Origin of the sequence: Aestuariivirga sp., from assembly GCF_044238155.1 — a bacterium.
Lineage (GTDB): Bacteria > Pseudomonadota > Alphaproteobacteria > Rhizobiales > Aestuariivirgaceae > Aestuariivirga.
This window is the reverse complement of record NZ_JBIIDX010000006.1, coordinates 24,549-43,365: the sequence shown is the minus strand read 5'-3', so window position 1 is coordinate 43,365 and position 18,817 is coordinate 24,549. Positions and strand designations below refer to the sequence as shown.

18 protein-coding genes are annotated in these 18,817 nt (G+C 63.8%); 8 read left to right on the top strand and 10 right to left on the bottom strand.

Annotated features, from left to right (window positions below; all coding sequences use genetic code 11):
• From ACILRN_RS01475 to ACILRN_RS01460, 4 genes are all read left to right on the top strand, one after another.
• On the top strand, positions 1–322 hold a 322-nt coding region (locus tag ACILRN_RS01475), incomplete at its 5' end, for a hypothetical protein (RefSeq protein WP_395684847.1).
• An 84-nt stretch (positions 323–406) separates the two neighbouring features.
• A complete protein-coding gene (locus ACILRN_RS01470) occupies positions 407–799 on the top strand; it encodes an NADH:ubiquinone oxidoreductase subunit NDUFA12 (protein WP_395684846.1) in 393 nt (130 codons plus the stop codon).
• A gap of 44 nt (positions 800–843) precedes the next feature.
• A complete protein-coding gene (mlaD, locus tag ACILRN_RS01465; protein WP_395684844.1) occupies positions 844–1,332 on the top strand; it encodes an outer membrane lipid asymmetry maintenance protein MlaD in 489 nt (162 codons plus the stop codon).
• A gap of 112 nt (positions 1,333–1,444) precedes the next feature.
• Positions 1,445–1,906: a DUF2155 domain-containing protein gene (locus tag ACILRN_RS01460; RefSeq protein WP_395684843.1), complete on the top strand. Its 462-nt coding sequence runs from the start codon at positions 1,445–1,447 to the stop codon at positions 1,904–1,906.
• Between the two features lie 137 nt (positions 1,907–2,043).
• Here the strand turns inward: ACILRN_RS01460 and aat are convergent, their stop codons facing one another.
• From aat to ACILRN_RS01425, 7 genes are all read right to left on the bottom strand, one after another.
• Entirely contained in the window at positions 2,044–2,697 is a 654-nt protein-coding gene (aat, locus tag ACILRN_RS01455; protein ID WP_395684841.1) for a leucyl/phenylalanyl-tRNA--protein transferase, read from the bottom strand.
• On the bottom strand, positions 2,697–4,040 hold the full coding sequence (gene accC / locus ACILRN_RS01450; protein WP_395684839.1) for an acetyl-CoA carboxylase biotin carboxylase subunit: 1,344 nt from the start codon (positions 4,038–4,040) through the stop codon (positions 2,697–2,699). Before accC ends, aat begins: the two co-directional genes overlap by 1 nt.
• A gap of 6 nt (positions 4,041–4,046) precedes the next feature.
• Positions 4,047–4,562, bottom strand: a complete 516-nt coding sequence (gene accB, locus ACILRN_RS01445) for an acetyl-CoA carboxylase biotin carboxyl carrier protein (RefSeq protein WP_395684837.1) — start codon at positions 4,560–4,562, stop codon at positions 4,047–4,049.
• 3 nt (positions 4,563–4,565) lie between these two features.
• A complete protein-coding gene (gene aroQ, locus ACILRN_RS01440; protein ID WP_395684836.1) occupies positions 4,566–5,021 on the bottom strand; it encodes a type II 3-dehydroquinate dehydratase in 456 nt (151 codons plus the stop codon).
• A 91-nt stretch (positions 5,022–5,112) separates the two neighbouring features.
• A complete protein-coding gene (locus tag ACILRN_RS01435; RefSeq protein ID WP_395684834.1) occupies positions 5,113–5,874 on the bottom strand; it encodes a DsbA family protein in 762 nt (253 codons plus the stop codon).
• Between the two features lie 62 nt (positions 5,875–5,936).
• Positions 5,937–7,325 (bottom strand): M48 family metalloprotease, encoded by a 1,389-nt coding sequence (locus tag ACILRN_RS01430; protein WP_395684832.1) that lies wholly within the window; start codon positions 7,323–7,325, stop codon positions 5,937–5,939.
• Positions 7,326–7,408: 83 nt separating this feature from the next.
• Positions 7,409–10,135 carry an Rne/Rng family ribonuclease gene (locus ACILRN_RS01425; protein ID WP_395684831.1) on the bottom strand — a complete coding sequence of 909 codons (2,727 nt, stop codon included), beginning with the start codon at positions 10,133–10,135 and terminating at the stop codon, positions 7,409–7,411.
• A gap of 567 nt (positions 10,136–10,702) precedes the next feature.
• Here ACILRN_RS01425 and ACILRN_RS01420 point away from each other — a divergent pair.
• The 4 genes from ACILRN_RS01420 (at position 10,703) to ACILRN_RS01405 (ending at position 16,775) form a co-directional block, all read left to right on the top strand.
• Entirely contained in the window at positions 10,703–11,917 is a 1,215-nt protein-coding gene (locus tag ACILRN_RS01420; protein ID WP_395684829.1) for an N-acetylmuramoyl-L-alanine amidase, read from the top strand.
• 82 nt (positions 11,918–11,999) lie between these two features.
• Positions 12,000–14,558, top strand: coding sequence for a penicillin-binding protein 1A (locus ACILRN_RS01415; RefSeq protein ID WP_395684827.1), 2,559 nt, complete (start codon positions 12,000–12,002; stop codon positions 14,556–14,558).
• Positions 14,559–14,592: 34 nt separating this feature from the next.
• Positions 14,593–15,724, top strand: a protein-coding gene (prfB, locus tag ACILRN_RS01410; RefSeq protein ID WP_395684825.1) for a peptide chain release factor 2 whose coding sequence is annotated in 2 segments (ribosomal slippage) — positions 14,593–14,661 and positions 14,663–15,724 — 1,131 coding nt in all. Because the reading frame shifts where the segments join, the coding sequence is not laid out codon by codon here.
• A 46-nt stretch (positions 15,725–15,770) separates the two neighbouring features.
• Positions 15,771–16,775 carry an aromatic ring-hydroxylating dioxygenase subunit alpha gene (locus tag ACILRN_RS01405; protein WP_395684855.1) on the top strand — a complete coding sequence of 335 codons (1,005 nt, stop codon included), beginning with the start codon at positions 15,771–15,773 and terminating at the stop codon, positions 16,773–16,775.
• A gap of 4 nt (positions 16,776–16,779) precedes the next feature.
• Here the strand turns inward: ACILRN_RS01405 and ACILRN_RS01400 are convergent, their stop codons facing one another.
• The 3 genes from ACILRN_RS01400 to ACILRN_RS01390 all read right to left on the bottom strand — a co-directional run bounded on the left by ACILRN_RS01400 (position 16,780) and on the right by ACILRN_RS01390 (position 18,644).
• Complete coding sequence (locus tag ACILRN_RS01400; protein WP_395684824.1) at positions 16,780–17,397, bottom strand: 2,3-bisphosphoglycerate-dependent phosphoglycerate mutase; 618 nt, start codon at positions 17,395–17,397, stop codon at positions 16,780–16,782.
• A 3-nt stretch (positions 17,398–17,400) separates the two neighbouring features.
• Positions 17,401–18,201, bottom strand: a complete 801-nt coding sequence (gene dapB / locus ACILRN_RS01395; protein WP_395684822.1) for a 4-hydroxy-tetrahydrodipicolinate reductase — start codon at positions 18,199–18,201, stop codon at positions 17,401–17,403.
• A 155-nt stretch (positions 18,202–18,356) separates the two neighbouring features.
• Entirely contained in the window at positions 18,357–18,644 is a 288-nt protein-coding gene (locus ACILRN_RS01390; protein WP_395684820.1) for a DUF1330 domain-containing protein, read from the bottom strand.
• Positions 18,645–18,817 lie beyond the last annotated feature (173 nt).

Genomic DNA, 18,817 nt, shown 5'->3' with positions numbered 1-18,817 from the left:
GCTGCATGAGGGTCTGAAGGCGAAGCTGACGCTCACCCGTCCCGTGGCGGGTGACGATGCCGCGCGCCTCGTGCTGCGCTTCTATCAGACGCCGCTGGCCCTGGCGCAGGCCGATGTCTTCCGCCCGATCTATCTGGTCAGTCTCGGCCGCGAGGTGAGCAGCCATGGCCTCGGTCTCTATGCCATCCCCGCTGCGGTTGCCGCCACGCCGGAAGACGAGGCGCTGTTCCGCGCCTGGCTCAGGGATGCGGGCGGCCTGCGGAGCCTGGCATCGCGCCAGCGCGACGGAGCCGAACTCGACCTCATCACCGCCGCGCCCTAGCCCCGTGCTGCCGGCTGCCAATTCGGCACTGGACGGCACGCAGGGCTTCCGCCATATTCCACCGCAATTTCAAGGCAGGGTGACATGGTGTTCCTGAAACAGCTCTTTACCTGGTGGAACGGCCAGACGCTCAACACGCGCTTCTACACGTGGCGCAAGGGCGAATTCGTTGGTACCGATGAATTAGGCAACAAGTACTACCGTGCGCCGTCCGCCTTGCCCGAATCGATCGCCGAGCGGCGCTGGGTCATCTACAACGGCTATTCAGAGGCCTCGTCCATTCCCCCCGGCTGGCATGGCTGGATGCATCATCGCACGGATGTGCCGCCCTCCGGCGAGGTCTATGTGCCGCGTGAGTGGCAGAAGCCGCATCGTCCCAACATGACGGGAACGCCGGGTGCCTACCGTCCCAGGGGTTCGATTGTCTCGGGCCCGGCGCCGCAAGCGCCGGATTATTCTGCATGGCGGCCGGACTAGCGCTCCCGCGACGCATCCGCTGACGGCTCACAGGAGGTTCAGGCGTGAAGACTTCGATGGTGGAAACCCTGATCGGCGCGGCGGTAATCGTGATTGCCGCGGCGTTCTTCCTCTTTGCCTATCAGTCCTCCGGCAAGACGCATGCCACCGGCTCCTACCGCCTCAACGCCGAATTCGATAATGCGGAGGGCGTGAGCATCGGCACTGATGTGCGCGCGGCGGGTGTGAAGATCGGCTCTGTCGTCGACTTCACTCTCAACCCCGAGAATTTCATGGCCATGGTTGTCATGGAAATCGATCCGAAGGTGCAACTCACGGAGGATGCCACCGCCAAGGTCACGGCCGAGGGCCTGCTGGGGTCGAAATTCATCTCCCTCGAACAGGGCGGTGCTGACACGCAGCTGGCTGATGGCGGCGTCATCTCCAACACGCAAGGCGCAGTCGACATCTGGTCGCTGATCAGCGAGGCCATGTTTGCCAACAAGGGCGGCGGGGCCAAGGATGGTGCCGCCCCTGAAACGCAGATGCCGTGATGGCCGGGGAGGCACTGGCCGAAACCGTGGATTTGCTCAAGCCGCTGCTCTGTGATGCCGGGGGCCAGCGGACGTCCGATTATGTGCGCTTGCGGGTCGAGGCGGTGAAACCGTGAGATGTTCTGTTTTTGCACTCGGGTTTGCCGCGCTTGCCGCCTGCACCTGCAGTCCTGCCTGGGCTGAGCGCATCAGCAATCCCATTGCCGTGTTCGCTGGTCTCGACAAGATCAGCGGCGTCACCACCACCTTCGAGGTTCCGATCGGTGAAGAGCGCCGCTTCGGAAGCGTGATCGTTCGGCCAAAGGTTTGCTACACGCGGCCCGCCACCGAGGAACCGAAGACCACGAGCTTTGTTGAAATTGATCAGATCGAGTTCGGCAATACCCGCAAGACGATCTTCATTGGCTGGATGTTTGCCGAAAGTCCGGGGCTGAATGCGCTCGAGCATGCGACGTACGATGTCTGGCTGACGGGCTGCCGAGATCCAAATGCGCCGCCACCACCGGTGGAGACGGCGCCTGAAGTCGACGTGCCCCAGGATCAGATCAAGAAGGAAGGCGAACCGGAGGATTAGGGAAAGAAGCGCCCTGTCTCTTGATGGCCGCCGTAACGTCTGGCCTCCTCCCGGCGATGCCGAATCGAAACTGGCTCCGCCTGAAGTGGCCTTGCTCTTGGGTTGTCTTTGCCCGCTGGCTGAGGGGCCAGGTCGCGTCAGCGCCTGCCGCCTGAAGCCCAGTCCAGCACCGTTGCCGGATCGCTGTCAGTCCTGAACGCGTGGAAATCGGCCTCTTGCCCGAGAAGCGGTTCCATCATCCGTTGATAGGCCTCCCTGGCCACGGCATGCGCTCCGAGGCTTTCAAGGTGCGGGTTCAGGAACTGCGCATCGAGCAGCTTGAAGCCACCGAAATTCAGCCGTGCCACCAGATGCACGAGTGCCACCTTGCTCGCATCCGTTGCGCGTGAAAACATGCTTTCGCCAAAAAATACCGCGCCGATGCGCACGCCATAAAGTCCGCCTGCCAGTTGTCCGTCCTGCCAGCATTCGATGCTGTGGCAGCATCCCATGCGGTGGAGTTGGGTATAGAGCGCGGTGATGCGGCCATTGATCCAGGTGGAGCGCCGCTCCGGCGTCTTGGCGGCGCAGGCGGCGATCACGGCAGGAAAGTCATGGTCGATCTTGATCACGAAGTCGCGGTGGCGCAGGCGCTTGCGCAGCGAACGCGAGATCTGCAGCCCGTCCAGCGGTATGATGCCACGCTCCTCAGGCTCCACCCAGTACAGGGCGCTGTCTTCCGCGCTCTCCGCCATCGGGAATATGCCGGCCGCATAGGCGCGCAGCAGAACCTGAGGCGTGATGCTGCTCATCACGCCTGGCGGGCGAGGAAGTGCTCCAGCCAGTGGATGTCGTATCGGCCGTCGATGATGTCAGGCTCGGCCAGAAGCTGCTGGAACAGAGGAATGGTGGTCTCGATTCCTTCGATGACGAATTCGCCCAACGCACGCTTCAGCCGCATCATGCACTCGGTGCGGCTCTTGCCGGAAACGATGAGTTTGCCGATCAGGCTGTCGTAGTAGGGTGGAATGCGATATCCCGCGTAAAGGGCTGAATCCACCCGGCAGCCAAGGCCGCCCGGAAAATGAACCGCATCGACCCTGCCCGGTGAGGGCGCGAAGGTGGTCGGGTTCTCCGCGTTGATGCGGCACTCGATGGCGTGGCCGGAGAAGGATATGTCCTGCTGGTTGTAGGCGAGGTCGGCGCCGGAGGCGACACGCAGTTGCTCTTGCACCAGGTCAAGCCCGGTAATGGCCTCGGTGACCGGGTGCTCGACCTGCAGACGCGTGTTCATCTCGATGAAATAGAACTCGCCATTCTCGTAGAGGAACTCGATCGTACCCACGCCCTCGTAGCCCAACGTTTGCATGGCCTTTGCCACGCGGCTGCCGATTGCCTCGCGCTGTGTGGCGTTGAGGGCGGGTGAATGCGCCTCCTCCCAGATCTTCTGGTGGCGGCGCTGCAGCGAACAGTCGCGCTCGCCCAGATGGATCGCACGCCCCTTGCCGTCACCCAGCACCTGGATTTCGATGTGGCGCGGCTTTCCGAGATATTTCTCGATATAGACATCGCCGTTGCCGAAGGCTGCCTTGGCCTCGGCCTGGGCAGTGCTCATGGCAAGCTCGAGTTCGGCCTCGCTTCGCGCCACCTTCATGCCGCGTCCGCCGCCGCCGGCCGTTGCCTTGATGATCACCGGATAACCGATGTCGCGGGCAACCCGGCGGCCGTCCTCGATCGTGGCAATGCCGCCTTCCGAGCCCGGCACCACCGGAATCCCGAGGTCTTTCGCTGTCAGCTTCGCCGTGATCTTGTCACCCATGATGCGGATGTGTTCCGCCGAGGGGCCGATGAACTTGATGCCGTGTTCGGTCAGGATGTCGGCGAAGCGCGCATTTTCCGACAGGAAGCCGTAACCTGGATGCACGGCCTCGGCACCGGTGATCTCGCAGGCCGAGACGATTGCCGGAATGTTCAGGTAGCTGTCGCGGGCAGGCGGTGGCCCGATGCACACGCTCTCGTCAGCCAGCCTGACATGCATGGCATCAGCATCCGCGGTGGAATGCACGGCAACCGTCTGGATGCCAAGCTCGCGGCAGGCGCGCAAGACGCGCAGAGCGATTTCTCCGCGATTGGCGATGAGGACCTTATCGAACATATGTCCTCACTCGATCGCCACGAGGGCTTCGCCGAATTCCACGGGCTGGCCATTTCCCACGAAGATCTGGGTGATCCTGCCAGGTCGTGGCGCGTTGATCTGGTTCATCGTCTTCATCGCCTCGATGATGAGAAGGGTCTGGCCTTCCTTGACCACCGCACCGATCTCCACGAACGCGGGCGCCTCGGGTGAGGGAGCAAGATACACGGTCCCCACCATCGGCGATTTCACCGTGTTCGCAGCCTCCGAGGCAGGCCGTGCAGGCGCTGCGGCAGGTGGCTCTGTTGCCGGGGCCGCCACCGGCTGATGCTGGGGCGCATGGCCGTGGGCTGGCGCAGCTGCCGCCACCATCGTGGTGGTCGCCGCAGTCTTGGAGACGCGCACCCGGGTTCCCTTGCGATCCAGTTCGATGTCGGTAAGTCCGGTGGCGTTGAGGATTCCTGCAAGGCTCTGGATCAGCTCGAGGTCGGGGTCTTTGTGAGCGGGAGCAGGGGACTGTTTGGCGGACTTCTTGGTTGGCATGGGTCAACCCTTCTTGTTGGCCGAAATGAGGGCGGATAGCGCGGAGATGGCAAGCACGTAGCTGTCAACGCCAAACCCGCAGATCACGCCGTTCACCACCGGAGCGATGAAGCTCGTATGGCGGAACGCCTCGCGCTTGTAGACATTCGAGAGATGGACCTCAACGGACGGCAGGTTGACTGCCCGCAGGGCGTCATGCAGCGCAACTGAGGTATGTGTGTAGGCTCCGGCGTTGATAGCAATGCCGGAGGCTTTATCGCGGGCCTCGTGCACCCACCCGATCAGTTCACCCTCGGAGTTGCTCTGGTGGAACACGATCTCGAGGCCCAGCGTTGCCGCATGAGCGCGGCACCGCGTTTCAAGGTCCTGCAGCGTTGCTTCGCCATAGATGGCGCTTTCCCGCTGCCCCAGCAGATTGAGGTTGGGACCGTTCAGAACATACAGGGCTTTGCCGGACAACTTGCGATTCCCCCACCGTTTCCGGGAGTTATAAGGGTTAAGTGCGGCCGGTGGAAGCTCTGGCCTCCGGCTTTTAGCGTTCCGGCCTGCCTCAGCAGAGCTTGCAGCCGCCCTGGCTGCGCACATCCTGTATCATGCTGGCCAGGCCATCGGCGGGGAGGTAGCCCGGCGACACCGCCTGATCGACGATGAAGGCCGGCGTGCCGTTGATGGCCAGCGTCTGGGCAAGCGCGTGGGTTTGTGCGAGTGCGGCCGTCACCTCCGACGACTCCATGTCCGCCTTGAGCTTGGTCATGTCGAGCCCCAGCTTGGCGGCCAGCTCGTCGACGACTTCGGCAGTGACCTTGCCATCATGCTCGAACAGGGCGCTGTGCAACTCCCAGTACTTGCCCTGCTTCTTTGCAGCCAGGGCCGCCTTGGCGGCATGGTCAGAGTCGCCTCCGAAGATCGGGAATTCCTTGAGTACCACGCGCAGGTTCTTGTCGTCGGCGATAAGCTTGGTGAGTTCGGGGAAGCTCTTCTTGCACCAGCCGCAGTTGTAGTCGAAGAATTCCACGATTGTTACGTCGCCCTCCGGGTTTCCTGCTACGAAATCATTGGCTGAACGGAACACCTGGTCGGCATTTGCCGTCAGCGCGGCGATGCGCAGCTCGGATTCTGCTGCCTGCTGCTTGGCCTCGAGGGCCTTGCTCACCTCGAGAAGCACCTCTGGGTTGTCGAGCAGATACTGGCGGACGATCTCGCCAATCTCCTTCTTGCGAGCCTCCGAGAAGCCATCGTCGGCGGCGGCGAGGCTGGTCATGGCCAGCAGGCTTGCGGCTAAGGCGGCGGCGAGGCGGTTGCGGCGTATCATGAAGCTTATGTCCTGTGTCGTGGGTTCGGGTTTTCTGTGGCGTCTGTCAGGCGGTCATCCATTCAGTCACGGCCGGCGAAGGTGAGCACGTCATTGGCGCGGATCCATTCCGGCGTACCGGTCTTGAACTGGGCCTGGGCAGCCTTGGCCTTTTCCAGTGCCAGTTTCTTGTCGCCCCTGAGCAGCGCGGCCTCGGCCGTGGCCAGTTCGGCGCGGGCGAAGTCGCCGGTCTGGGCATAGGCGCGGGCAAGCAGCAGGTAGGTTTGCGGCGTGTCACCCTCCGAGCGCTGCGCCTGACGCAGAAGCTTGATCGCCTTCTTGGCATTGGCTGGTTTTTCAGTATCGACCAGCGCCTGCGCTGCAAGGATCTGGATCAGTCCATTGTTGGGCAGCAGCTTCTGCGCCTTCTCGAGCGGCGCGGCGGCCTCGGCGGCGCGGCCATTCTCGAGCAGGGCCTGGCCCTTGAGTTCCCAGAAATAGGGATTTTCCGGAAGCTCTGCCGTCAGGCTGTCGATGATTGGCAGGGCATTGCTGATATCACCCTTGCGGAACATGGCAATGGCGCGCGCATACCGGGCCGGCATCGACTGGTCCGTGGACGGATAATTTTGTGCCACTGCCTGCGACCCGCCGATGAAGCCGATCAGCTTGGCCTGTACCAGCTTGTGGCGAAGCACCAGGGCGGCAGGATCCTTCGTGTCGTAATAGGGAGACTTCTTGGCCGCGGTCTCGAGCGTCCGGATGCGCTCCATCGGCATCGGATGCGACATCACATAGGGGTCGACGTTGGCAAGCGTGGCGATATTCTCGCGCGCCAGCTTCTCAAACACCTCGATCATGCCACGGGCTGACTGCTTGGTGGCATAGAGATATTTGAGCGCTGCCTGGTCAGCCGAGGATTCCATGCCGCGTGCATAGGTGAGGAAGTTGCGCTGCGCCAGACTCTGCGAACCGGCCATGATGCCTTGGCCGGCCTGGGCGGCCTCTGCGCTGCCTGCCGCGATGCCTCCGGCGATCGCTGCCAGCCCCACCAGCATGCCGATGATGGTGGTGTAGTTTGCGGAATCGATCTCGACGCCCATCCGCGCCAGATGTCCGCCCGCGATATGGCCGGTTTCATGGGCCAGCACGCCGATCACCTGATTGGGCGTGGTCGATTGCAGCAGCAGGCCGGTATTGACGAAGATGCGCTGCCCGCCGGCCACGAACGCGTTGATGCGCCGGTCGTTGATGATGTAGACCTTCACCGACTTCGGGTTGATGCCCGCGGCCTTGAAGATGGGGCGGGTGTAAAGCCGCAGCAGCCCCTCGATCTCGGCGTCGCGGATCAGCGGCAGGCCGCGGCCTGGCGCAGTCTGCGCCAGCGCCGGTGCCAGCCAGATGCTCATCGCTGCGGTGAGCACGGCCATGAACCGCGCCGTTGCGCGAAACAGGACACTGGTTCTCTTCATCGGGTCATCGGCCTTTCGACCGTTCATTCATGCCAGAATGAGGCAGGTTTGAGGCCTGCCCCCGTCTGTCATGGCTTCCGCTGTCAGCCGCGCTTGCTCCACCAGCCGGCCTTGCGCTCGGAAGGCTCCACGCTCACCGTGGGCGCAGGCGGCTGCCAGCGCCGCGCCGGCTCGGCTGGCGAAGCGTCCGCCTCGGCGGGCGTGGGCTGCACCGCCGCCGGCGGTGTCGGAACGCTTGATGGCGATGGCTCGGCGTGCGTGGCCTCCGGCGCCGCATCTTCGCGTGGCGCGCGCGCCTCGTTGCGGTTGCGCTCGCGGCTGCGGCCCCAGCGGTCGCGCCGCGGCCGTCCGCTGCGTGGCTCGCGCTCGCTGGCTGCCGATTCGTCGGCAGGTGCAGGCCCGTCCTCGACTACCGCCGTCTCGGCTGGGGGCTGGTGCTCGGTGTCTTCGCCCACTGCTCCGGCAAAGCCGATCTCCGGCTGGTCGCCCAGTCCGGCCACGGTCTCGCCCGGCTGTCCCTCGCGGCCGCGGCCGCCCCGACGGCCCCGCCGGCGCCGCCTGCGGCGCCCGCCCTCCGGCCGCTCGCCCTGGCCGTGAGCCTGATCTTCCTCGCCGCCCTCCTGTTCGTCCTCGGCCTCTGCCTCGGATTCCTCGTCGGGCACGGCTTCGGCGCTTGGGGCTTCACCGGCATCGGCGCTGTCGTCGCTGGCGAAGGCGGAGTCGATCCGCACTGGCGCGGCAATTGCCCTGCGCGGCGGCAGGCTGCGGTCGGGCGCGCGCTCGATCAGGGCCTGAGAGCCCTTGAGATCGTCGCTCGGCACGATGAACACCGAGATGCCATAGGCGGTCTCGATGGCCAGCAGGTTGTCGCGCTTTTCGTTGAGGATGTAGAAGGCGATCTCGCGCGTGCACTTGACGGTGAGGTTCTCCGGCTTGCGGGCCATGAGATGCTCCTCGATCGCGCGCAGCACGGACAGCCCGCAGGAAGAGACCGAGCGCACGATGCCGCGGCCCTCGCAATGCGGGCAGGTGCGCGAGGAGCCCTCGAGCAGCCCCGGTCGCAGCCGCTGGCGCGACATTTCGAGAAGCCCGAAATGGCTGATGTGGCCGACCTGGATCCGCGCCCGGTCGTTCTTCAGCGCATCCTTGAGGCGGCGCTCGACGTTGCGGTTGTTGCGCTTCTCCTCCATGTCGATGAAGTCGATGACGATCAGTCCGGCAAGGTCGCGCAGGCGCAGCTGCCGGGCGATCTCGTCGGCGGCCTCGAGGTTGGTGCGCAGCGCCGTGTCCTCGATGTTGTGCTCGCGCGTCGAGCGGCCCGAGTTGATGTCGACCGAGACCAGCGCTTCCGTCTGGTTGATCACCATGTAGCCGCCAGACGGCAGGGTGACGGTGGGCGAATAGAGCCCGTCGAGCTGGCCTTCCGCCTGGTAGCGCGAGAACAGCGGCCGCGGCTCCTTGTAGAGCTTCACGTTCTTGGCGTGGCTCGGCATGAGCATCTTCATGAAGTCCTTGGCTTCACGGTAGGCGTCATCGCCCTCGACGATCACCTCGTCCACGTCCTTGGTGTAGAGATCGCGGATGGCGCGCTTGACGAGGCTTCCCTCCTCATAGACCAGCGCCGGCGCCTGCGATTGCAGGGTCAGGTCGCGCACGCTCTCCCACAGGCGCAGCAGGTAGTCGTAGTCACGCTTGATTTCGGTCTTGGTGCGCTGCGCGCCGGCCGTGCGCACGATGAGGCCCATGCCCTGCGGCACCTCGATCTCCTTGACCATCTCTTTCAGACGGCGGCGGTCGCCGGCTTCGGTGATCTTGCGGGAAATGCCGCCGCCGCGGGCGGTGTTGGGCATCAGCACGCAATAGCGGCCTGCGAGCGAGAGATAGGTGGTGAGCGCCGCACCCTTGTTGCCGCGCTCTTCCTTGACCACCTGCACCAGGATCACCTGGCGGCGCTTGATCACTTCCTGGATCTTGTACTGGCGGCGCTGCACCTTCCGGCGGCGCTGCGGCACCTCTTCCATCGCGTCCTCGGCGCCGATTGATTCGACCGGCGTTGACTCGGGATCTTCGCTGACTTCCTCGACGCCGTTGCCGAGTTCGCCCGGCATGCCGTGGGTGATGGCCGGAGCCGCGCTCAGCGGCGCCTCCTCGCTGTCCGGCGGTCTGGACGATTTGTCATCGCCGGTTTCCGGCGCGGCATCTTCCGAAAGGGTGGGAATGTCGTGGCTCACCACCATGGGCTCGGCCCGGGGCGGACGGGCCTTGTCTTCCGTCTCCGTGTCCGCCTCGGCCTCGGCCTCCATCATCTCCGGGTCTTCGCCGCCGTCATAAGGCTGCCCCGGTTGCTCTGGGTGCTCCGCGGTGTCCGGCTGTTCTCCAGCCTCGGAGGCAGGCTGGGAGTCCTCCCCGCTTGCGGCCTGATCCCTGCGGCGGTCGCGGTCGCGGCCACGGCCACGCCGCTCACGGCGTCGGCCGTGCCCGGACTCCTCATCCTCGTCCTCGTCATCGGCCTCGCGGGCCTGTTCTTCCTCCTCCGCCTGGATCAGCGCCATGCGGTCGGCAAGCGGGATCTGGTAATAGTCGGGATGGATTTCAGAGAAGGCAAGGAAGCCATGGCGATTGCCGCCATATTCTATGAAGGCCGCCTGGAGCGAGGGCTCCACGCGGGTCACCTTGGCGAGATAGATATTGCCTTTTAGCTGGCGGCGCGCCGCACTCTCGAAGTCGAATTCCTCGATCCGGTTGCCTTTGATGACAACAACCCGTGTCTCTTCGGCATGGCTGGCATCGATGAGCATCTTGCTGCCCATGGGTCAATTCCCCTGCGCAGGCATGCCGGCCCCGGTGGCCTCTCCGCTCCGGTGCGGAAACGCTGAATGGTGCTCGGTGTGCGGCTGCGCGCAAGGGGCATGTCGTTCAAGCCAGGAGACGGAGGCAAACAAGTGCCGCGAACCGGTCTCGTCCGGTCTGCGATCAGCGCGCTCGTCTTGGCTTGGGACATGCCCGTGATTTCCTTTGTGTTCCGGGTACCGGAACGGTTCCTCTCGGCGGACCCCCACCTTGGGGGTGCCGCACTCTACCGCGCCGGGCGGGGGGCGGCTTTACGCCTCCGGACCTCCGCTTCACGCGAAATTCTCCCGCCCGGTCAGGAGAGCCGCAGAATCATGGCTCTGACACTCGGGTGACGACACTGTCATATGGGCGGGGGTGTCAAAATGCAAGCTTTCCCTGCATGTGAGCCCCGCGGCAACCATTGATTAACTCTGCCCGTCCTAGCTTCAGCCATTGCCGAGCAACCAGGCCAGCCCTTCTGAACAATGCCCAATCAACCCGCCAGTAGCATTTTTGCGGCTGCCGCCCGCCTGTTGGCGGGGTTTGTGCTAGTGCTTGTGTGTCTGCTTGCGGGCCAGGCGCCTGCCGCGCTCGCCGGTGAGCTTCCCGCCGCAACCGCCATGCAGCTCTCCGGCGATGACAGCCAGACGCGGTTCGTCGCCGAGCTCTCGGCGCCGGTGGGCTACAGTGTCTATGTTCTTTCCAGTCCCTATCGGGTGGTGATCGACCTGCCGCAAGTTGATTTCGCGCTCCCCGTTTCCTCCGGGCAGGCGCCACACGGGCTGGTGCGGGCCTACCGCTTTGGTCCGGTTGACCAGGGGCGGGCACGGATCGTCCTTGATACCGAGGGGCCCGCGCTGATCGGGCAGGCCGCCATTCTGCCCGGTGCTGAGGGGCAGTCCGCAAGGCTTGTTGTTGATCTTGTTCGGGTGGGAGAGGAGGCCTTTGCCGCCAGGCTGAAGGCTGCGGGTGATGATCCCGGCGCCATGCCACTCGCGCCTCCTGTTTCCGATGCTGCTGCTGCAACGCCCGTGGGTGAAGGCCGCAAGCGCGTGGTGATCGATCCGGGCCATGGCGGCATTGATCCCGGCGCGATTGGCGTGAGCAAGACGCGTGAGAAGGACGTGGTTCTGGCCTTCGGCCTCAAGTTGAAGCGCATTCTGGAAGAGTCTGGCGCCGTTGACGTGGTCATGACGCGTTCGGATGATCGCTTCCTCAGCCTCAAGGAGCGCGTCCAGGTGGCCCGCGACAACAAGGCGGATCTGTTCATCGCCATCCATGCGGATATCGTGCGCGGGCAGGCGGCGCGGGGCGCCACCATATACACCCTGTCTGAAAAGGCCTCCGATGCGGAGGCTGAGGCCCTGGCCCACAAGGAAAATCGTGCCGATATCATCGCCGGAATTGATCTCGAGGCCGAAAATGAGGATGTGACCGATATTCTCATCGAGCTCACCCAGCGCGAATCGAAGATCCATTCGCTGGTCTTCGCCAAGAAGGCGGTTGCCTCGATGAAGACAGTCACCACCTTCACCGGCAAGCCCATGCGTTCGGCTGGTTTCGTAGTCCTGAAGGCCCCGGACGTCCCCTCCGTTCTCGTTGAGCTCGGCTACCTCTCCAGCCGAGAGGATGAGCGCCAGTTGACCTCGCCTGCCTGGCAGGAAAAGGTGGCGGCAGCCATGGCCAGGGCAGTCGAGTCCTATTTCGCTCAGCAACTTGCGGCAAAATCGGCTCAGGATCTTGCCACCGCAGGGCCATAATCGGGCGCTAGCGAATTCACTGTCCCTTGGCTGGCCGTCCGTGTTATCGGGCGGGCCTCAATAGACGGGTGTTGCGTTCGCAATGGTGCGATTTCTCGGTTATATCGTTGGCGTAGGATTTCTGGTGTTCGTGGTCGGTGCATTTGCCGCCGGCTATCTGATCCAGATGGCGTCGAAGGATCTTCCGGATTACACGCAGCTCGCCACCTACGAGCCGCCGGTGATGACGCGCATCTATGCCGCCGACGGGTCTTTGCTTGCCGAATATGCCGAGCAGCGTCGCCTGTTCGTTCCAGTCAGCCAGATGCCCAAGCGCCTGATCGAGGCTTTCATCTCGGCGGAGGACAAGACTTTCTTCAAGCACGGCGGTTTGGATTGGATCGGGATCGCCGCTGCTGCCTATCGCTATGCCCAGGTCAAACTCACCGGGCGTGGTCAGATTGTCGGAGCCTCGACCATCACCCAGCAGGTTGCCAAGAACTTCCTGCTCACCAATGAGCGTTCGCTCGAACGTAAGCTGAAGGAGGCGCTGCTGGTTCTGCGCATCGAGCAGACCTTCAGCAAGGACCAGATCCTTGACCTTTATCTCAACGAGATCTTCCTTGGCCTGAATTCCTACGGGGTTGCTGCGGCATCGCTCAATTACTTCGGCAAGTCGCTTGACGAGTTGACGCTGCAGGAGATGGCCTATCTTGCCGCCCTTCCCAAGGGACCAAACAATTACCACCCGGTGCGCCAGAAGGAGCGGGCCATAGAGCGCCGCAACTGGGTGCTGCGCCAGATGTATGAGAATGGCTACATCACCGAAGAGGAAATGAAGGAGGCCCAGGAAAAGCCTCTTGAAGTCAGCCCGCGTCCGTTTGGCGCGCAGCTCTTCGCTGCCGAAAGCTTTGCCGAGGAAGTGCGCCGTGAATTGGTTGCCATGTACGGCAAGTCGAAGCTCGAGCGCGGCGGACTGTCGGTGCGCACGACCCTCGATCCAAAGCTTCAGCTCTATGCACGCCAGTCCTTGGCGCGCGGCCTCATCAATCTCGACCGCAAGCGCGGCTATCGCGGAGCTATCGCCAACCGCAATCTGGCTTCTGCTCCGGACTGGGCTCTGCTGCTGAAGGATCAGCGCAGTCCGGAGGATATCGCACCATGGCGTCTCGCGATTGTTCTCGAGGTCGGTGATGGCGAGGCCACGCTTGGCCTGCAACCCAAGCTGCTGCCGGATGGCAAGCTGGGGCCGGAGCGGGAAAAGGCGAAGGTGCCGCTTGCTCTCATGTCCTGGGCCAGGGCCTATGTTGACGGAACGGAACTGGGGCCGGAAATCGCGAAGGTCTCGGACGTTCTCAAGCCAGGCGACATTGTCTACGTGGCGCCCAGCAAGGATCCGCTGCAATACCATCTGATGCAGATGCCGGACGTCGACGGCGCACTGGTGGCGATGGACCCGCATACCGGCCGCGTCTTGGCCATGGTGGGCGGCTTCTCCTATGGGCGCAGCCAGTTCAACCGTGCCGTCCAGGCGCTTCGCCAGCCGGGTTCGTCCTTCAAGCCCATCGTCTATGCCGCCGCTCTGGACAATGGCTATTCGCCCGCATCCGTGGTGCTGGATGCGCCCATCGAATTCAAGATGCCCGATGGCTCGATGTGGAAGCCGAAGAACTACCAGAACAAGTTTTTTGGTCCCTCGACGCTGCGGCGCGGCGTCGAGCAGTCGCGCAACGGCATGACCGTGAGGTTGGCTGACGAACTGGGCATGACCAAGATCATCGACCTCGCCACGCGGCTTGGCATTTATGACAAGCTGCCGCGCCAGCTCGCCATGGCCCTGGGGGCAGGTGAGACCACGCTGATGAAGATGGTCACTGCCTACGCCATGATCGACAATGGCGGCAAGCGCATCGAACCCTCCCTGATTGACCGCGTGCAGGATCGCTATGGCCGTACCGTCTTCCGCCATGACAAGCGTGACTGTGCGGGTTGTTCTGGCGTCGAATGGGCGCCAGACCTGCCGGAGCCGGAGCTTCTGGATGTGCGCGAACAGGTCATGAGCCCCTACACGGCCTATCAGATCACCTCGATGATGGAAGGCGTCATCGACCGCGGCACCGGACGGAAGATGAAGGTCCTCGGCAAGCCTGTGGCCGGCAAGACCGGCACATCCAACGAGGAGAGGGATGCCTGGTTCATTGGCTATACGCCCGATCTCGTTGTGGGAACCTACATTGGCTATGACAATCCCAGGCCGATGGGCAAGGGCCGTACCGGTGGCGAGCTTGCCGCGCCCATCGTGGCGGACTTCATGCGCCTTGCGCTGCGTGACAAGCCGGCTGCTCCGTTCCGCGTGCCGCGCGCCATCGAGCTCATCCCGATCGATGCCAAGACGGGCAAGCGGGCCATCTTCGGTCAGGAGGGCGTCATACTCGAAGCCTTCAAGCCTGGTGATGAGCCACCGGATTCGACCAAGATCATCGGCGAGGGCACGGTCACGGCATCCGCCCAGGATCAGGCTGAGGCTGAGGGTCTGGTTCTGGTTCCGCCAGCGGCCAGCGGCCAGGCTGCCTTTCCGCAGGCTCCCGCCGTTCCTGTCTCCCCCGAGGCGCCGCCCGCCACCGGCGGCGGGTTGACGGACGGCGGCAGCGGCCTCTATTGACACCTTCTGGTCACTGAAGAGTTGAGCATCCATTATGCGCGCTGAAATCTCGTCGCTGGTTGACGACATGAAGCAGTCCATCGGACTGCTGAGGAGGCATCTTTGACTGGGACAATGCGCTGCGTCGCCTTGCCGAGCTGAATGCCCGCTCCGAAGACCCCTCGATCTGGAATGATCCGCAGAAGGCGCAGGACATCATGCGCAAGCGCCAGGATCTGGACAACCGCATCAAGATGGTGCTCGAGCTTGAGCAGGCGATTTCCGACAACACCGAACTCATCGAACTGGGCGAGATCGACTCCGACCAGTCGATCATCGCGGAGGCCGAGAAGTCGCTTCTCGCGCTGAAGCCCAAGGTCGCCGAATACGAGATCGAAACCCTGCTGTCCGGCGAGGCCGACGGCAACGACACCTATCTCCAGATCAATGCCGGGGCCGGTGGAACCGAAAGCCAGGACTGGGCTTCGATGCTGATGCGCATGTACATGCGCTACGCCAACAAATACGGCTTCAAGGCGGAGGTGCTGGACGAGCACCCGGGCGAGGAGGCCGGCATCAAGTCCTGCACGCTGCAGATCAAGGGCCACAATGCCTATGGCAAGCTCAAGACCGAATCCGGCGTGCACCGGCTGGTGCGCATTTCGCCCTATGATTCGAATGCCCGGCGGCACACATCCTTTGCATCCGTCTGGGTCTATCCGGTTGTTGATGACAACATCGACATCGTGGTCGTCGACAGCGATCTGAAGGTCGATACCTACCGCGCCTCCGGTGCGGGTGGCCAGCACGTCAACACCACTGATTCCGCCGTGCGCATCACCCACATTCCTACCGGCATCATCGTCGCCTGCCAGGCCGAGCGCTCGCAGCACAAGAACCGCGCCACTGCGCTCAAGATGCTGAAGGCAAGGCTCTATGAAATGGAGCTGCAGAAGCAGCAGGAGAAGATCGACGCCGCCAATGCCAAGAAGACTGACATCGGCTGGGGCCACCAGATCCGCTCCTACGTCCTGCAGCCCTATCAGCTGGTGAAGGATCTGCGCACCGGCCATACCTCGACTGCGCCCGGCGATGTTCTCGACGGCGACCTTGAGGAGTTCATCCAGGCCTCGCTCGCCCACAAGGTGAAGGGCGGTGGCGATGGTGTCATCGAGGATATTGAATGAGCCCTGTCTCTGAGGCACTCTGCGGTGCTGAGGAGGTAGGTCCGTGATGCTCAATCTCGATCCCCGGCTCTATGTCGATCCCGCCGTTCTGCTGCGCGAGCGCGAGGAGATCTTCACCCGCACCTGGCAGCTCCTGGGGCCTGCCTCGCAGGTGGCCGAGCGCGGCGCCTATGTCGCAGCCGACCTTGCTGGCATCAAGGTCTTCGCCATTCGCGGCCGTGACGGAAAGCTGCGCGCCTTCCGCAATGTCTGCCGTCACCGCGGCGCCCGGCTCCTCGAGGATGGCGCCGGCCGCTGCGCCACCATCCGCTGTCCCTATCACCAGTGGGTGTTTGGCGATGATGGGCGGCTGCTCAATGCCCCCTGGTTCGGCGAGGAGCAGGGCTTCCGCATGGAGGACTGGCCGCTCGAGCAGATCCACGCTGCCGAGTGGCGGGGCCTCCTCTTCGTGGCGGTGAGCCCGGCCGAGGATTTGCTCTCCCAGCTCGGCGATCTTGTCGGCGAACTTGCCGGGGAGCCGATAGAGACCTATCAGCCGGTACGCGCCGAAACCGTCAACTTCGACGCCAACTGGAAGATCTACACCGACAATTTCGTCGAAGGTTATCACATACCGGGCATTCACCCGAAGTTCTTCGCCGCCATTGATTTTGAGGCCTTCGAAACAACGGCCCACAAGGGCTTCGTGCGCATGACCGCGCCGCCGCGCGAGGGTCTGTTCTATCGTGGCAAGTGGCTGTGGATGTGGCCCAACTGGACGCTCTCGCTGTTCGCGGGCGGCATGAACACCTCGCGCATCAACCCGCTGGCGGTTGACCGCACCGAGCAGCTCTATCACTTCTACTTTGCCGATCTGGCATCCTCGCTCGACGACACGCGCAGCGACACCATCGCGCGCAACCTTGCCGTGGTGCGCGAGGATTACGGTATCTGCGTGGCCACCCACAGGAACTACGAGGCGGGCAACTACCGCGCCGGCCCCCTGTCACCTCGCCACGAGCAGGGCGTCCACTACTTCCAGAAGCGGGTGAGGGAAAGTCTCGGCTCGTGAGGCCTCAGGCAAGCACCTCGGCCGAGGTGGGCCGCGAGTCCGCGCCCAGCCGGTAGACCACCGGCACGCCGGTGTCGAGCTCGCGCTTCAGGATCTGCTCAGGTGTCAGCCCCTCTATGGCCATGATCAGTGAACGGATCGAATTGCCATGCGCCGCCACCAGCACCCGCTTGCCTGACAGCACGTCGGGCAGGATGTGCGCCACGTAATAGGGCAGGGCGCGGGCCAGCGTGTCCTTCAGGCTTTCGCCGCCGGGCGGGGCCACGTCGTAGGAGCGGCGCCAGATGTGCACCTGTTCCTCTCCCCATTTCTTGCGCGCATCATCCTTGTTGAGGCCGGTGAGGTCGCCGTAGTCGCGCTCGTTCAGCGCCTTGTCGCGGGTGGTTTCGAGCCCGGCCTGCCCGAGTTCGTCCAGCATGATGGCAAGCGTATGCTGGGCGCGGGTCAATGCGCTCGTGTAGGCCTTGTCGAACTGGAAGCCCCTGGACTTGAGCTTGCGGCCCGCGTCATGCGCCTCGCGGATGCCCTGGTCGGTGAGCCCGGGGTCCTTCCAGCCGGTGAACAGGTTCTTCAGGTTCCATTCGCTCTGTCCGTGGCGGACGAGCACGAGAAGGCGATCCATGGCTTACTCCAGTCCGAGAACGTCGGCCATCGAATAGAGGCCGGGTGGCTTGTCCTTGCCCCACAGGGCCGCCCTGACCGCGCCGCGCGCGAACATGTCGCGGCTCGAGGCCTTGTGGGTGAGTTCGATCCGCTCGGTCTCGCCGGCGAACATCACCGTATGCTCGCCAACAACCGATCCGCCGCGCAGCGTCGCGAAGCCGATGTCGCCGGCCGCGCGGGCGCCCGTATGTCCGTCGCGCGTTCGCACCGCGCGCGAATGGAGCTCGACGCCGCGGCCCCGGGCAGCGGCCTCGCCCAGCATCAGTGCGGTGCCCGAGGGCGCGTCGATCTTGTGACGGTGATGCATTTCCACGATCTCGATGTCGTAGTCCTCGCCCAGCGTGGCGGCCACCTGCCGCACCAGCGAGGCGAGCAGGTTGACTCCGAGGCTCATGTTGCCGGACTTGATGATGCGCGCGTGCCGGGCGGCAGCCTTGATCTTGGCTTCGCCCGCCTGGTCGATGCCGGTTGTGCCGATCACGTGCACGATGCGTGCCTGGGCGGCGAGTTCGGCCAGAGCCAGCGTGGCGGCAGGCACGGTGAAGTCGATGATGCCGTCGATCCGGGTGAGCAGGCTCAGCGGATCATCGCTGATCGCCACGTCGAGCCGGCCGATGCCTGCAAGCTCACCCAAGTCGGCGCCCACATGCGGCGAGCCCTCCGGCTCAAGCCCGCCCGCCACCTCGGTGCCCGGCGTTTCATTGACGATGCGCGTCAGCACGCGGCCCATGCGGCCGGCGGCTCCGGCGATGGCGAGTTTCATTGTGTCATGTCCCTTGCGTTGGAGGTGGTCTTAGCAATGCGGCCGGGTTGTGCAAAGTGCCTGGAGCGCAATGAGCCCCGATGTGGCCAGTCGAGTCCTCCTCGCGACAGGGGCGAGGGAAACCTGAGCATGGCGAGAGCCAACGTCATCTTGCTCTAGACACCCTCCACCAGAACGATCTCGGCAACGCCGGCCCCCTCGCGCTTTGCCTTGGCGGCCTGGTACTCGGGTGAGGCATAACAGGCGCGCGCAGCCTCAAGGCTGGGGAATTCGATCACCACATTGCGTGGCCGCCCTTCGCCTTCCATCTGGTGGTGCGTGCCGCCCCGCGCCAGGATGCTGCCCCCGAATCTCTCGAATGCCTCGCGGGCGGCGCTGGCATAGTGCTGGTACCGGTCCGGGTCGGTGACCGTGACGCGGGCGATCCAATATCCCTTTGGCATTTCTCAACTCCTTGATAACCCACACTATAGCGGGCTTTGTGCCAGGGTCCAGCGCGGTGCGTCATGGCCATGCTTTGGCCCTGTTTGGCAGACAAGAGCGCTTGTGCCGCTTGCGCATTGCCTGAGGCGCGGCTTGATGGCACATGTGAACCCAGATTTATTGGTGAATCGGA

Coding starts and splice junctions, on each gene's coding strand:
- ACILRN_RS01415 (WP_395684827.1), top strand. CDS start 12,000: ATGGTGCGATTTCTCGGTTATATCGTTGGCGTAGGATTTCTGGTGTTC.
- aat (WP_395684841.1), bottom strand. CDS start 2,697: ATGAGCAGCATCACGCCTCAGGTTCTGCTGCGCGCCTATGCGGCCGGC.
- ACILRN_RS01390 (WP_395684820.1), bottom strand. CDS start 18,644: ATGCCAAAGGGATATTGGATCGCCCGCGTCACGGTCACCGACCCGGAC.
- accB (WP_395684837.1), bottom strand. CDS start 4,562: ATGCCAACCAAGAAGTCCGCCAAACAGTCCCCTGCTCCCGCTCACAAA.
- ACILRN_RS01435 (WP_395684834.1), bottom strand. CDS start 5,874: ATGATACGCCGCAACCGCCTCGCCGCCGCCTTAGCCGCAAGCCTGCTG.
- accC (WP_395684839.1), bottom strand. CDS start 4,040: ATGTTCGATAAGGTCCTCATCGCCAATCGCGGAGAAATCGCTCTGCGC.
- dapB (WP_395684822.1), bottom strand. CDS start 18,201: ATGAAACTCGCCATCGCCGGAGCCGCCGGCCGCATGGGCCGCGTGCTG.
- ACILRN_RS01470 (WP_395684846.1), top strand. CDS start 407: ATGGTGTTCCTGAAACAGCTCTTTACCTGGTGGAACGGCCAGACGCTC.
- ACILRN_RS01430 (WP_395684832.1), bottom strand. CDS start 7,325: ATGAAGAGAACCAGTGTCCTGTTTCGCGCAACGGCGCGGTTCATGGCC.
- ACILRN_RS01425 (WP_395684831.1), bottom strand. CDS start 10,135: ATGGGCAGCAAGATGCTCATCGATGCCAGCCATGCCGAAGAGACACGG.
- ACILRN_RS01400 (WP_395684824.1), bottom strand. CDS start 17,397: ATGGATCGCCTTCTCGTGCTCGTCCGCCACGGACAGAGCGAATGGAAC.
- ACILRN_RS01405 (WP_395684855.1), top strand. CDS start 15,771: ATGCTCAATCTCGATCCCCGGCTCTATGTCGATCCCGCCGTTCTGCTG.